Source organism: Syntrophorhabdus sp. (assembly GCA_012719415.1).
In the GTDB taxonomy this organism is placed as follows: Bacteria; Desulfobacterota; Syntrophorhabdia; order Syntrophorhabdales; family Syntrophorhabdaceae; genus Delta-02.
On sequence record JAAYAK010000243.1, the window covers coordinates 1 to 13,493 of the forward strand.

Consider the following 13,493-nt stretch of genomic DNA (forward strand, 5'->3'; position numbering starts at 1 on the left):
AGGTTCTATTACGACAGGGAATTCTTCCGCCACACCATCATCCCCTTACGGCTGGCCGGGCATTCCCGTTTCCACGACACGATCCCCGCCGATGAACTGGCACGATTCAACGAGAACGAGATCTTCGGTCTCCTTCCGAAAGGCATGACAGAGGGAATCGACCGTTTCTCCCTCTTCGACTTCTCCGCGCCGCAAAACACGCTCTGGGATGCCTTCGCGAAGATAAACGATTTCTACTACAACCACGCGTACACGTACACCATCCGCCACGAGAAGGGAAGGACCATCTACAAGGAGTTCTTCGACGGGGAACCCGTCCTGGAGCTCGTCCTGGGAAACATTGCTTCGGCGGTCCTTCGGGAGGTGAACGAGCGCATCCTCGACCTTCACACCCTTCTGTCAGCCATCAGGGAACGGCACCCGGAGACGGACGAGGCGTCCGTCCGCGCGGCCCTCGACAGCCTCAAGACAAGACACCTCGTCTACTTCGGCGAAGCCTACGCATCGATCATCTCAGTGGTCGACACCGGCATCTGAATCGAGGTAGAAATGCCTGATCGACCGGCTGAGCACGAAAACAACGGCCAGGACCGTGTACACCGCGAAGATGACGAAGAAGAGTATGAACAGGTTCTTGTTCAGAAGGTCGATGACAACCCCGCCGACGGCGAAGGAAAGGGGGGCAAGGGCCCCGTTGATGGAATCGAGCGTCCCGAAGACCCTGCCCCTTAGCTTGTCGGGTATCACCTTCTGCTTGAGCGAGGTGTTGATGAGCCGCGAGATGGCCATGCAGCCGGAGAGGATCGAGAAAAGCGCGAAGACGATCACGGTATTCCTGGCGAAAGAGATGAAGAGAAATATGGCGGCCTCGATGAAGAAGAGCACGCATATGACCGCGTAGTTCTGCCGGTTGCTTGTCTTCAGCGCGCCGAAGACGAAATAGGCGATGATCGAGCTCAAGGTAAGCATGCTCATGAGGTATCCGTAATACGAACCCTTCAGCCTCATCACGTCCTCCACGAGGAAGGGCAAAGCGAGCATCACCATGGGGAAGAACAGGTTCGACAGGGTATAGACTATGGTCTGGTCCCTCAGGCCCCTGTTCCCCCAGATAAAACGGAAGCCTTCCTTTGTCTCGGCCGCGAACTCCGCGCAGGAAAAAGATGTCTTCTTCCCTGGTCGTGCGTCCGTGAGCGACATGAACCCCGTCCACAGGGCGGCGCAAAGGTAGGAGACGCCGTTCACCAGAAAGGCCAGCGCCCCGCCCAGCACGGTAAAGAATATCCCGCCCAGCGCGTTGCCTGCCATGGCCAGCACCCCGCCCGCGCCCTGGAAGAGCGAGTTGCCCTTCTGGACCTTTTCCTTCGGGAGGACCACGGGGATTATCGAGTTCAGCGCGGCGTTGAAGACGGAATCGATGATGCCCATGCAGGCCGTCACGACAAAGACCGCGTAGACGGCCACGGGGAAAGGGCCGAGGGTGGTCAGGCCCGCCGCCCCGTTGACAGTGACGAAGAAGAGGGCCAGCATGAGCGCTGAACGAACGAAATAGCTCCAGAGGATGACCGATCTTCTGTTCGCCCTGTCGACAAAGGTCCCGGCAAGGGGCCCCATAACGACCCAGGGCAGGAAAGCGAGAAGCTCAACGATCCCGAGGACCGTCGCGGACCCTGTCATCTGCTTGAGGTAGAGGATGAGCACGACGGAATAGAGCGCGCTCCCAAGGAGCGCGACGCATTGACCGCCGATCATGACAGTGAAATTCCTGTTGAACAGTCTCTCGGAAGGCGGCGTCATACGCTCGTTCGACGCTCTTTACGTCGTTCGCGTGCCGCAGGACCTGGGGACATCCAGGGGGTAAGCCGTCTGGTGCTCGATGAACCTTTTGGCGATGAGCTCCGTCAACTCCCGGTTCTCATCCATCATGCGCCGCAGCGTGACCTGCGCGCTGCAGAAGGACTCCATGAAGTTCGTGTCCGTCACCGGCGAGAGGGCACAATACTCGCCGCAGATGGGCAGTGCCTCACATTCCGGGCACTTTCTGTCATAATACGGATTCGCCGCCTCGCAGAGGGCAACGGCACGCCCCGTCCCTTCGAGGGGCGAGAGGTCCTTCGCCGTCGCCATCGGTCCCGTTATCCCGGGAAAGAAACTGCAGGGATAGATGAAGCCGTCGGCCGCCACGTACGCGGACATCACCCCGGCCCTGCACTTTTGGGGGCGGGGAGTGGTCCTGTAGTCGCTCCCGCAGATGACGTTGTTGTGGTAGAAGAGAAACTTGTTGAGGACAACGTTGTCCCGCGTGCCGAAGTCAAGCTGGGAAGCCAGAAAGGCGGCCTGGAACTCGGCCTCGGCCCTCTGCGCCGGCGGTATCCGGGAGACCTGGTACCCTCTTCCCTCGCTGGAGACGTAATTGATGCGATAGAAGCGGATACCGTGCCTGTTGAAGAACCCGATGCTCGAAGGCAGCGCCTTCAGGGATTCCACCGTCCCCACGACAAGAACGGTCACCGCGAGGCCTTCCTCGGACAAAGTCACGATGTTGTCGCGGCGCCTTTTCGAGAGCAGTTTCGGATCGTCGAGCTCACCGTCGTAATGGACGGAGAAGTGGACACCGTGGGCCTTGAAGAGATCGATGATCTCGGGTCTCAGGATGGAGATATTGGTCTGAACGGAGTACTCCAGCTTTTTGCCCGACCTCTCAACATACCTGTCCATGATGTCGAAGAAGGCACGGTACCAGTCGACGGGGACGAGCATCGGTTCACCGCCGGAGAACACCATGGCCAGCTCCGTCTCGCTCTTCTCCATAAGTCCCATCAGGGTCGCGGCGGTCTCGCGGGGATCCGCCACCCTGCCCGCATCGCCCTCAGAAGAGGAAACGTTGCAGGCATCCTGAAAACAATAGTCACAGGAAAGATTGCACGACGTGGTGAGCTGGAAGGTAACGCTGCTCAGGTTCTTGAAAAGGGAGTGATTTTGGGTCATGGCAGAACACCTGTCGGCCCATGCGCGCGACACAGCACCATCATCATGCTAACACCCCTGATGACACATGCCATGACCGGCGCCGGGCCGGTGCCGCCGCGGTGTCCCTGAAGGGACCATCACGGCGATTCAAGACTGTCCCCTACCTGTTGGGGCAGTAGTTGGAGTAAATGTTGCAGCATCCTTCCAGCTGGGACTCCGGGGATGCCGCGGCAGGCTTCCTGAGCGTGCTCAGCATGTCGCCCACGGCCTCTCTCGACGAACTGAGGTCTCTGGCAACGTACTGCTCTGCTATCTTTTCGGGAACATCGTAGATGCGGCCACTCTTGTTGATCAATAACATAATGTCCTCCTGTCGATTTCTGTGACAAGATTACGCCACGCGTCACGTTCTGTCAACAATATTGTACATTGTATTGCTATTCCTTCATGGTCAGCGATATCCGCCTGCGCCCGAGGTCAACGGAGAGGACCTTCACCATCACCTGTTGGTGTACCTTCACCACGTCGGAGGGGTTCTTCACGAACCGGTTCGCAAGCTGGCTCACGTGGACAAGACCGTCCTGATGAACGCCTATGTCCACAAAGGCACCGAAGGCCGTCACGTTGGTGACTATGCCGGGAAGCCTCATCCCCGGCCTTACGTCCTCCATCTTCTCTATGCCCTCGGCGAAGGCGAAGGCGTGGAACTCCTCCCTCGGGTCCCTGCCCGGCCGCGCAAGCTCCGCCATGATATCCGTGAGTGTCGGCAGGCCGGTTTTTTCCGCAACGTACCGGTGAAGGTCGATGCTCTTCCGGAGGCCCTCATCGCTCATGAGGTCCGCGACGGAGCATCCGGCATCGCGCGCCATGGCCTCGACGACGGGGTAGCTCTCGGGATGGACGGCGCTCCCGTCGAGCGGGTTCGACGCGCCCCGTATCCGCAGGAATCCCGCCGACTGTTCAAAGGCCTTCGGCCCCAGTCTCGGCACCTTCTTCAGGTCTTTTCTGGTGTGAAAGGGACCGTTCTCGTCCCGGTACGACACGATGGCCTTCGCGAGGGCGGGACCCAGACCGGACACGTACCCGAGAAGCTGCGCGCTTGCCGTGTTGACCTCCACCCCGACGGCATTCACACAGCTCATCACCACGTCATCGAGGGCCCTTTTGAGGGCCGGCTGGTCCACGTCATGCTGATACTGGCCGACACCGATGGACTTTGGGTCGATCTTGACGAGTTCGGCGAGGGGATCCATGAGGCGTCTCCCTATGGACACGGCCCCCCTGACCGTTACGTCCTCCTCGGGGAATTCCTCCCGGGCAGCCTCGGATGCCGAGTAGATGGACGCCCCGCTCTCGTTGACGCTGATGATCTGTATCCGGTGCGGCAACTCAAGGGCCCCCAGGAAAGACTCCGTTTCCCTGCCCGCCGTGCCGTTTCCGACGGCTATGGCCTCGACCTCAAAGCGCGCGCAAAGATCGACCACCGTGCGCCCAGCCTCGTCCGCCTGCCTCTGCGATGTGTGGGGATAGATCGTGTCCCGGTGGAGGAGCTTGCCCTGCCTGTCGAGACAGACCACCTTGCATCCTGTCCTGAACCCCGGGTCGATGGCGAGAACGCTCTTCTGCCCCAGCGGCGCGGCAAGCAGGAGCTGGCGCAGGTTCTCCGAGAATACCCTGATCGCCTCCGCGTCGGCCCGTTCCTTCATGGCCACGCGCGCCTCCGTCTCCATGGACGGAAAGAGGAGTCTTGCCGCCCCGTCTTCTACGGCTGCCGCGACCTCATCGGGTGCCGGCGTCGCCGCGTTGATGAAGCGATGCTTCAGAAGCCTCAAGGCCTCCTCTTCACAGCCCGTGACGGACAGCATCAGGAAGCCTTCCCTCTCTCCCCGCCTCATCGCGAGCACCCGGTGCGACGGCGCGCTCCTGACGGGTTCCTCCCATTCGTAGTAATCCCTGTACCGGGCACCATCCTCTTGCTTTCCCGCTATGACCCTCGACGCGAGATGGGCCTTTGCCAGGAAGAGGTCCCTCACCGCGGCCCGCCCGGCGGCATCCTCGCTTATCCACTCGGCAATGATGTCACGGGCGCCGGCAAGCGCCTCCTCGACGGACCCCACGCCTTTGTCGGCGTCGACAAAGGCGGCCGCCTGTCCGGCGGCGTCGAACCCCGCCTCCCGGGTACCCTCGCCGGTGAAGAGCATGCGCGCCAGGGGCTCCAGTCCTTTCTCTCTCGCGATGGTGGCCCGGGTCCTGCGTTTAGGGCGAAAGGGCAGGTACAGGTCTTCGAGCACGGCGAGCGTCTCGGCCGCCTCGATCTCCTCCTTCAGGTCCTCCGTGAGCAGTTCCCTCTCTTCCAGGGACCGAAGGATCGCCGCCCTGCGTTTATCCAATTCCTCCAACTGTTCCAGCCGGTCCCGTATGGCGCCTATAGCCACCTCGTCGAGGGACCCCGTGGCCTCTTTCCGGTACCTGGCAATGAAGGGAACCGTGGCGCCGTCCGCAAGAAGAGCGGCGGTCGCCCGCACCCTTCCTTCCGAAATGCCGAGTTCTTTTGCTATCTTTTCGTTGTGCTCCATCCTTGTCTTCACGTCTCCCTTATGATCGTTCGCGGCCTTCAAGAAACTAACTATAACCGAAGCGGCGGGGAAAGTGAAGCCCGATGGGCGGGCGGTATTCTGCTATACTGTATGTATACGTTTCGAGAGATGAGGAAGGAGGTGGATGGAATGCGACACCTGATCCCCTTCGTGGCGCTGGCGGCGATCCTGCTCGCCTTTTCGGCGGCAGCGGGAAAGGAGGTGACGAAAATGGACGCGATGACCATCGAAAGCCCGGCCTTCAAGGACAACGGCATGATCCCGAAACAGTACACCTGCGACGGGAAGGATATCAATCCCCCTATCCTCTTCCGGAACATCCCCCCGGGGACCCGATCACTGGCGCTCGTCGTCGACGACCCCGACGCACCTGCCGGGACATGGGTCCATTGGGTCCTGTGGAACATCGATCCCGGGACACGGGAGGTCAAGGAGCATTCCGTGCCGACAGGGGCGCTTGAGGGAAGGAACGACTTCAGGAGGACAAGCTATGGGGGACCATGTCCTCCATCCGGGACACACCGGTACTTCTTCAAGCTGTACGCTCTGGACACGGTGCTGAGCATCGGCAGGAACTCGACAAAGCAGGACCTCGAAAAGGCCATGAAGGGCCACATACTCGCCGAGGCCCGGACGGTGGGATTATACAAAAGGTGATGCCTGCTCCCGGGAGCCGGAGGATGGCCGGAAAAATAGTTGACAGTGTATACTCACCCTGATAACCTTGATTAAAAAAGGCACAAGGAGGCTTTTATGAGGTCTGAGGGCAGGGTCGCACGCGTTACGGAGGTCATCGCGGGATCTCCCAAGAGTTTTGAAGATGCCGTGGTTATCGGGTTCAGACGAGCTTCCAAAACGTTACGGGGCATTACCGGCCTGCGTGTGAAGGAACAGCGCGCAAGGGTCGAAGATGGAAAGATAATAGAATTCCGCGTCACCCTCGAGGTCATCTTTATCCTGGAAAGCTGATAGATATCGCAACACGTAAAGAGCAAGGCGTAAGGTGTCACATCTTACGCTTTCTTTTTTCCAAAACACGTTCAACGCTCAAGCTTAAGAAACCAGGGAAAATTCAACGAGGAGGAGCCGCGTCCTGCCCCAAACATCCTGGTGCAAAGGTTCCGATCTTCCCGGACATTGCAGGGGCCATCCTTTCGGCACACCACTTCCCCCTCCATTCCGTTCTCGCCCGCCGTCATTCTGTTCTCGCCCGCCGTCATTCCGGCCAAGGCCGGAATCCAGGAAAGACCGGCAGGTAACGAGCACCTGACAGAGAAGAGTTCCACGGCGCCTTTGTATCGTGTCCTAAGGGTATCCTCTTTATGTGCACTTATCACCGTCCGAAAGTTTTTCCTGGATTCCGGCCTTCGCCGGAATGACGGAGGAAGGAGGGGTGCGGAATGACAGGGGAAGGAGGGGTGCGGAATGACGGGGGGAAGAATGGGGTGCCAGGAGACCTTCAAGCTGTCCGAGTAGATCGAAACCCTTGCACCAGTTTTTCAGGTCTTTGAACCTGAGACCTGAGACCTGAAACCTGAGACCTGTGACCTGCGACCTGTGACCTGCGACCTTCTCATCCCTTCTTCAGGTCTTTGAACCTGAAACCTGAGACCTGAAACCTGAGACGCTTTTGCCTCTCACCCCGAAGAGCAGGATGGCCCCGGCCATGTTGAGGATACCGCAGAGGGTAAAGAGAGGGCCGTACCCCCAGTCCGCGAGGACGATCCCTCCAACGAAAGGGCCCACAAAAAAAGCCACCTGCATCACGACCAGGACAAGGTTCATGTTGAGGCCTCTGAACCGCGGCTCCGATATGTCGAAAACAAAGGCCATTATGAGTGGTATTCCCACTCCCCAGAGGACCCCGAAGATAACGGAAAAACCCAGGAACCACGCTTCGAGGCGAACAAAATAGACAAGGACGTGAAAGACCGCCAGGAGGGCCATGCAGAACGCGCCGGTCCGCGCCTTGTTCAGTCTGTCGAAGTAGCGGCTTCCCCCGAGCCTGATCACGATCATCACGAACATGGCCACGGTGAAGAAAAAACCGGGATTGCCTATCCCTCTTAGGGCTCCGAAATCCCTCAGGAAGAAGAAGAGTATCGTGTAGGAACTGTAAAAAAGAACGTTCACAACGAGAAGCATCACCACCGGCACAGACCTTATGTTCTCGAGAAGGCCGGACAGGCCCACGCTCTTTTCCGATGCCTCTTCGCCCCCCGGCGCCGGGCGTACAAAGGCGACGGGAATGAGGACGAGAGCCGTCACCACGGCAGCCGCCGTTAGAACGGATGTGAAATCGCCGGCGCCGTGAGAGAGATACACGACGACGGGGGGGACAATCGCGTACGGAAGGAGCCTCATGATGGAAATGATCCCTATCGCCTCGCCGCTCCTCGACCGCGGTATGTACCCGGCGAAAAGCGCCATCATGGCCGCCACCGACGCGACGAAGCCTCCTCCGTGCACGATCCGCACGAGGGTTATGGCACCGGCGGTCACTGCTTGACTGTAAGAGGCAAGCGCGGCTGCCATGACGCAGATACCCGCCACGAGGACCTTCTTCGCGTTTTTCGCGTTCAGGTACGGGCTCATCAGGGGCTGCAGGACAACGCCCGTGATCGCGTCGGAGCCGAGAAGAAACCCATGCCACCTCGGATCGATCCCGAGGGACATCAGGTAGGATTGGAACTGAAAGAAAAGCGCCATCATGGCCGACACGAAGGCGAGAACCACGCCGAGGAGGATGAAATCCCCGGTGAACAGGGTGGGTTTGGGAGGTCCCGTCACCTGTCTTTCCCGGCGCCTTCAAGGCGCATCACAAGGTTGCCGGCCACCTGTCTTCGATATTCCATCGACGCGCGGATATCGCTGATGGGACTCACCCCTTCGCGGACGATCGCGGCGGCCCTGTCCAGCACGGCCGTGTTCAGGGTATTTCCTGCAAAGGTGTCGTTCAGGAGCCGGGATGTGAAGACCGTGGGGGCCACGCTGCCGAAGGCACAGCGGGCCTTCACGATGGTCCCGTCACGGCGGGTTTCGGCGCCGAAGGCCAGGGAGGCCACGCTGATCGCCATGGCCTTTCTCTGTCCCACCTTCTCGAAATGGTGGAAATTGAAGCCCTGCTCCTTTCCGATCACGACGGCGCAGAGGACCTCGCCCTCTTCAAGCTGCGTCCGCCCGGGCCCGGTGATGAACGCACCGATCGGCATCCGCCGCCGCCCCTCGAGGGAACGCAATTCCACCTCGGCACCCAGGATATACAGCGGCGGCAGGCTGTCGCCCGCCGGTGACGCCGTGCAGATGTTCCCTCCCAGGGTCCCCATGTTGCGCACCGCCGGCGCCCCTACGTGCCGCAGAGCCTCCCGGAGAAGGGGAAAAAGGTCCGCGATGACAGGGCTCGCGATAAGTTCGCTCAGTGTCGCCGCGGCGCCTATGCGCACCTCTGTGGCGGATCCATGGATGCCCCTTAGCTCGTCCACCCTTTCGAGACACAGGAAGGACCCCCTTTCCCGCATGTCCGGGAAAGATCTCACCATGATATCGGTGCCGCCGGCGAAGAGCCTCGCCGAAGGTTCCTCGTCGAGCAGCCGAAAGACCTCGTCGAGCGATGACGGCACATGGACGTCAGCCACCGGAACCTCCTCCGCGGAGCTTCGCCGCCGCGTCTTCGACGGCGTCGATGATCTTCTCGTACCCCGTGCACCGGCAGATGTTGCCGCTCAACCCCGCACGGATCTCCTCCCGCGTCGGGTCCGGGTTCTCCTTCAGGAAACCAACCGCCGCTATCACCATGCCGGGTGTGCAGAAACCGCATTGTATGGCCCCGCATTCCACAAATGAGCGCTGCACGGGGTGGAGTTCTCCATCCCGGCCGACGCCCTCGATGGTGACCACTTTCCTCCCTTCCAGCTGCGCCGCCGTCATGATGCAGGAAAGCTTCACCACATCGTCAACGAGGATGGAGCAGGCGCCGCATTCACCCGAGCCACAGCCCTCCTTGACGCCGGTCAGACCGAGGTCCTCGCGAAGCACATCGACGGCCCTTCTGGCGGCATCCGTCTCTACGACAACGGGCGAGCCGTTGAGAATGAACGATATCTTCCGTTTCACTCCTCCCCTCCTTGTCCGGCAAGGGCCGACAGCACGCGCTGCGGTGTGAGGGGAACCCGTGTTATCCTCACGCCGCAGGCATCGTGAAAGGCATTGGCGATGGCGGGCACACAACCGCTGATGACCACCTCGCCGATCCCCTTCATACCGAAGGGACCCGTGGTCTCATCGGTCTCGACGGCGATGGAGACCATGTCGGGAACGTCGAGGGAGGTGGGGACGATGTAGGTCGCAAGGTCTTCCGTCTCGTGCCGGCCGTCCTTCACGATGTAGTCTTCCATGAGGGCATACCCGATGCCCTGCGCGATGGAACCCTGCACCTGCTGATCGTACTGGGCGCGGTTCAGCACCCTGCCCGCGTCGGTGACGGCCACGTAGTCGACAACATCTATCCTTCCCGTCAGGGTATCGACCTCGATGCGCGCGAGGTGGGCACCGTACGAAAACAGAACGTGCGTGCCCAGGTACATTATCTCCAGCGTGCTCTCGTCGTAGGGGGTCCGGAAGTATCCCTTGCAGGACCGGTCGCCGGCATCGATGAGGGCCGCTACGTCGCGAAGGGCTGCCTTTCGGCCCGAACCTTTGATCCTGACGGCATCGGGCACCAGTTCGAGAGAGTCCATGTCCTCGATCTCAAGACATTGGGCACCGGCCCGAAGGATGATCTCTTTGAGGCTTCCCGCCGCCTGTATGACGGCATTGCCGAAGGTGTACGTCGTGCGGCTCGCCGACGAGGTGCCCGAGGGAAGGTCGTGGTCCGTGTCGGGCTGGACAACCTCCATCGTCGCGGGGTCCTGGTTCAGGATCTCCCCCGCTATCCTGAGATAGGCGCAGGCATTCCCCTGCCCCATATCGGAGACGCCTGAATAGACCCGGATCGTACCGTTCTCTGTCAGCTCCACTCTCGCGTTCGCCTCGTCGGGGATGAGAGCCGGGTAGCCGATCGCGTGGGCCATGCAGCCAACGCCGCAGCCGCGCTTCTTCCATGGCGGCGCCGATGCCTTCCAGGCTTCGCGCTCTTTCCACAGCGGATGCTCCACGAGTTTGTCGACGCATTCCGAGAACCCCGCCGAGTACCTGAGCTCAACGCCCACGCAGTTCCTGTCCCCGGTACCAAGAGCGTTGACGCGGCGAACCTCGAGCGGGTCCATGCCAAGCTTCCCGGCCACCATGTCGACAACCTGCTCCATGCCCGCCGTCGCCTGCGGCACACCGAAACCGCGGAAAGGACCACCAAGGGCGCTGTTCGTATAGACGCAATACCCTTCGATATCAACATTGGGTATCCGGTACGCCGACCCGGCGTGCTCCACGCCCATCGCCATGACCTCGCCCGCAAGTCCCGCGTAAGGACCCGCATCGAAGTAGAGCCGGCAGGAGAGCGCCTGAAAGGTCCCATCCGCTTTCGCCCCGAGCCGGTAGTACATTCTTGCGGGAAGCCTCTTTACGCTGGCGAGGAAGCTCTCCCGCCTGTTCCACCACATCTTGACGGGAACGCCGCCCGCGCTGAGAGCGGCAAGACCGACGAGACACTGCACGGTGATGCCGTCCTTTCCTCCGAACGCGCCGCCGAGACAAGGAGCGACGACACGCACCCTGTCCACACCGAGCCCCAGGGCGGCGGCCATCTCCTTCCTGTCCCGGTAGGGGGTCTGCGTCGATGTCACAACGACGAGCACCCCGTCTCCATCGACATAGGCCCACCCGGCTTCCGTCTCCAGGTACGTGTGCTCCTGACGCGGCGTCTCGAGCATACCCTCGACCACAACGTCGCAGCCGCGAAAGGTCACGTCGGGGTCTCCCCGCCTTACGCGGACAGCCCTCACCAGGTTGCCTTCCTCGTTGTCCTCGTGGACCCTGGGCGCGCCGTCCTTCAGGGCCTCTTCGGGATCGAAGACACCCGGCAGAGGCTCGTGGTCGAAGGTGATGAGGTCGAGGGCCTCGTGGAGAGCTTCTCGGCTGCGGGCCACCACCAGGGCGACGGCGTCTCCCGCGTGGCGGATGAACTCATCGACTAGCACCGGCTGATGGTTCCTGACGATCCCCAGTCTGTTCGAGCCCCCGACATCGCGGAAGGTCAGAACCCGAAGAACACCCGGATGCGCCGCGGCACGCGTGGTGTGAACGGCAAGCAGCCGGGCGTGCGGTATGAGGGCCCTTTTCGCGCCGGCCCAGAAGAACTCCTTCGAATACTCATCGGCGGCGTATCTCTCCCGTCCCGTGACCTTCGAGAAGGCGTCGAGGCGGGGTCCCTCAAGGAAGCGTCTCGCCTTCTCTTTCACAGAACGCCCTCCCTGTCGGACAGGATCTCACCGAGACCACGGATGAAGTCCTCCATCGCCTCGTGCACCCCGATGCTGACGCGTATCCAGTTGGGAAAACGAAAGCCCGTCATCGTCCGTATCATCACCCCTCGTGCCATCAGCTGCCGATAGACAAGGGTATCGCTCACAGGGAGCCTCACCATGACGTAACACCCTTCGCCGGCGTGGGTCTCCACGCCCAGGCGCGAGAGCTCCTCGAGCAGGTAGGCCTTCTCGGCATTGACGTGCCGCCTCGTCCGGGCGACGTGCTCGTCGTCGCCGATGGCCGCGAGCGCCGCCTCCTGGGCGAGGCCGTTCACCGAGTAGACGATGCAGGTCCGCCGGATCACGTCCACCACGTCACGGCTTCCCGCGAGGTAGCCGATGCGAAGCCCCGCAAGGCCGTACATCTTGGAGAAGGTCCGGAAGGTGACAAGGTTGGGGTACTCCTTGAGGAGCTTCATCGCATCGGGATAGTCGTCTGCCTCGACGAATTCGCAATACGCCTCATCGACAACGACGATCTGCCTCCCGGCGATCCTGTCGAGGAACCTTCTCAACCTCGTCTCGTCCCAGTAGGTCCCGGTGGGGTTGTTGGGATTGCAGATGAAGAGTATCTTTGTCCTGTCGTCTACGCGGGCAAGCATCCCCTCATCGTCGAAGCCGAAGTCCCTGAGCGGCACGAGCCTCGCCTCGAAACCGGAGAATTCCGCCACCCATTCATAGACGGCAAAGGTCTTGTCGGCCGTGATGATGTTGTCCCCTTCCTGGCAGAAGGCCTTGATGACGAAGGCGATGGCCTCGTTCGCCCCGTTTCCGAACACGATCTGGTCGGGGTCGAGGTCAAACCTTTCGGCCAGCTTCACGCGCAGGTACCAGGAATCACCGCTGGGATAGATACTCGCCCTTTTCGGCGGGAACCGCTCGATGATCCCTGCCGAGCCCCCGGGTGGACCGAGGGGATTTTCGTTGTTGTTGAGCCGCCACAGGTGATCAACCCTGTAGAACCTCATGAGTTCCGGATCAGGACGGGACGGGATGTAAGCCTCGAACTTCTTTATGTATTCAGGGACAAGTTTGTTCAGGGGAACGTCAAACACGCAAAAACCTCAATCCCGCAGGGTGAAAAAGAGCCAGTCCGCTTTGCCCTGGTAAGGGATCACGATGGACGGGACAAACCCGTTCGCCTCGATGACGGGATAGAGCCGCGCGTGCCAGCCGTGACCGAGATCGATCCTGAAAAGGATGTTCGCTATCCCTTCGGCCCTCAAGACCTCGATGTGCCTTGCCAGGTTCTCCCGGGCATCGGCGCCATCCCACAGGGGTGTAAGAACCACGAGGTTCTGGCTGTGCTGGAACCTGGCGCCGAAGACGGAGTGGGGATTCTGCCTCTCACCCTCATACTTCACGGGGACGATCTCCCTGGCAAGAAAATGCATCTTATACCGGGTCCTGAGGAAGTCCTCCATGCCGGCGTGGGCGTAGACCCTGCACCCCGGGTCTTCCTTGA

Annotated in this window: 13 protein-coding genes; 3 read left to right on the forward strand and 10 right to left on the reverse strand. The window is 60.8% G+C overall.

All coding sequences use genetic code 11. From position 1 onward, the window contains the following. Window positions 1-537 (forward strand): hypothetical protein (locus GXX82_14520; protein NLT24251.1); only part of this gene is annotated, 537 nt, incomplete at its 5' end. Here the strand turns inward: GXX82_14520 and GXX82_14525 are convergent. The 4 genes from GXX82_14525 to GXX82_14540 all read right to left on the reverse strand — a co-directional run bounded on the left by GXX82_14525 (window position 514) and on the right by GXX82_14540 (window position 5,546). Then, a complete protein-coding gene (locus GXX82_14525; GenBank protein ID NLT24252.1) occupies window positions 514-1,797 on the reverse strand; it encodes an MFS transporter in 1,284 nt (427 codons plus the stop codon). The two genes, GXX82_14520 and GXX82_14525, sit on opposite strands and share 24 nt — an antisense overlap. Before the next feature lie 18 nt (window positions 1,798-1,815). Beyond that, window positions 1,816-2,988: a radical SAM protein gene (locus GXX82_14530; GenBank protein ID NLT24253.1), complete on the reverse strand. Its 1,173-nt coding sequence runs from the start codon at window positions 2,986-2,988 to the stop codon at window positions 1,816-1,818. Between the two features lie 142 nt (window positions 2,989-3,130). After that, window positions 3,131-3,331 (reverse strand): hypothetical protein, encoded by a 201-nt coding sequence (locus GXX82_14535; protein NLT24254.1) that lies wholly within the window; start codon window positions 3,329-3,331, stop codon window positions 3,131-3,133. Window positions 3,332-3,407: 76 nt separating this feature from the next. Further along, complete coding sequence (locus GXX82_14540; protein ID NLT24255.1) at window positions 3,408-5,546, reverse strand: RNA-binding transcriptional accessory protein; 2,139 nt, start codon at window positions 5,544-5,546, stop codon at window positions 3,408-3,410. 231 nt (window positions 5,547-5,777) lie between these two features. Between GXX82_14540 and GXX82_14545 the strand changes: the two genes are divergently transcribed. Together GXX82_14545 and GXX82_14550 are read left to right on the forward strand one after the other, a co-directional pair. Beyond that, complete coding sequence (locus GXX82_14545) at window positions 5,778-6,224, forward strand: YbhB/YbcL family Raf kinase inhibitor-like protein (GenBank protein NLT24256.1); 447 nt, start codon at window positions 5,778-5,780, stop codon at window positions 6,222-6,224. A gap of 96 nt (window positions 6,225-6,320) precedes the next feature. Then, window positions 6,321-6,536: a dodecin domain-containing protein gene (locus GXX82_14550; protein NLT24257.1), complete on the forward strand. Its 216-nt coding sequence runs from the start codon at window positions 6,321-6,323 to the stop codon at window positions 6,534-6,536. Window positions 6,537-7,151: 615 nt separating this feature from the next. On the opposite strand, the gene GXX82_14555 is transcribed toward GXX82_14550, so the two are convergent. From GXX82_14555 to GXX82_14580, 6 genes are all read right to left on the reverse strand, one after another. Further along, window positions 7,152-8,357 carry an MFS transporter gene (locus tag GXX82_14555; protein ID NLT24258.1) on the reverse strand — a complete coding sequence of 402 codons (1,206 nt, stop codon included), beginning with the start codon at window positions 8,355-8,357 and terminating at the stop codon, window positions 7,152-7,154. After that, window positions 8,354-9,202: a xanthine dehydrogenase family protein subunit M gene (locus GXX82_14560; GenBank protein ID NLT24259.1), complete on the reverse strand. Its 849-nt coding sequence runs from the start codon at window positions 9,200-9,202 to the stop codon at window positions 8,354-8,356. The genes GXX82_14555 and GXX82_14560 overlap by 4 nt, the downstream gene beginning before the upstream one ends. Further along, window positions 9,195-9,680: a (2Fe-2S)-binding protein gene (locus GXX82_14565; GenBank protein NLT24260.1), complete on the reverse strand. Its 486-nt coding sequence runs from the start codon at window positions 9,678-9,680 to the stop codon at window positions 9,195-9,197. Before GXX82_14565 ends, GXX82_14560 begins: the two co-directional genes overlap by 8 nt. Then, the gene (locus tag GXX82_14570) at window positions 9,677-11,962 is read right to left on the reverse strand and encodes a xanthine dehydrogenase family protein (protein NLT24261.1); all 2,286 of its coding nucleotides are present in this window, start codon (window positions 11,960-11,962) and stop codon (window positions 9,677-9,679) included. Before GXX82_14570 ends, GXX82_14565 begins: the two co-directional genes overlap by 4 nt. After that, window positions 11,959-13,083 (reverse strand): histidinol-phosphate transaminase, encoded by a 1,125-nt coding sequence (gene hisC / locus GXX82_14575; GenBank protein NLT24262.1) that lies wholly within the window; start codon window positions 13,081-13,083, stop codon window positions 11,959-11,961. Before hisC ends, GXX82_14570 begins: the two co-directional genes overlap by 4 nt. Window positions 13,084-13,092: 9 nt before the next feature. Beyond that, on the reverse strand, window positions 13,093-13,493 hold a 401-nt coding region (locus GXX82_14580; protein ID NLT24263.1), incomplete at its 5' end, for a hypothetical protein.

Excerpts from the sequence above, each read along its gene's own strand:
- GXX82_14550 (NLT24257.1), top strand. The coding sequence starts at position 6,321 with ATGAGGTCTGAGGGCAGGGTCGCACGCGTTACGGAGGTCATCGCGGGA.
- GXX82_14535 (NLT24254.1), bottom strand. The coding sequence starts at position 3,331 with ATGTTATTGATCAACAAGAGTGGCCGCATCTACGATGTTCCCGAAAAG.
- GXX82_14525 (NLT24252.1), bottom strand. The coding sequence starts at position 1,797 with ATGACGCCGCCTTCCGAGAGACTGTTCAACAGGAATTTCACTGTCATG.
- GXX82_14540 (NLT24255.1), bottom strand. The coding sequence starts at position 5,546 with ATGGAGCACAACGAAAAGATAGCAAAAGAACTCGGCATTTCGGAAGGA.
- GXX82_14530 (NLT24253.1), bottom strand. The coding sequence starts at position 2,988 with ATGACCCAAAATCACTCCCTTTTCAAGAACCTGAGCAGCGTTACCTTC.
- GXX82_14545 (NLT24256.1), top strand. The coding sequence starts at position 5,778 with ATGGACGCGATGACCATCGAAAGCCCGGCCTTCAAGGACAACGGCATG.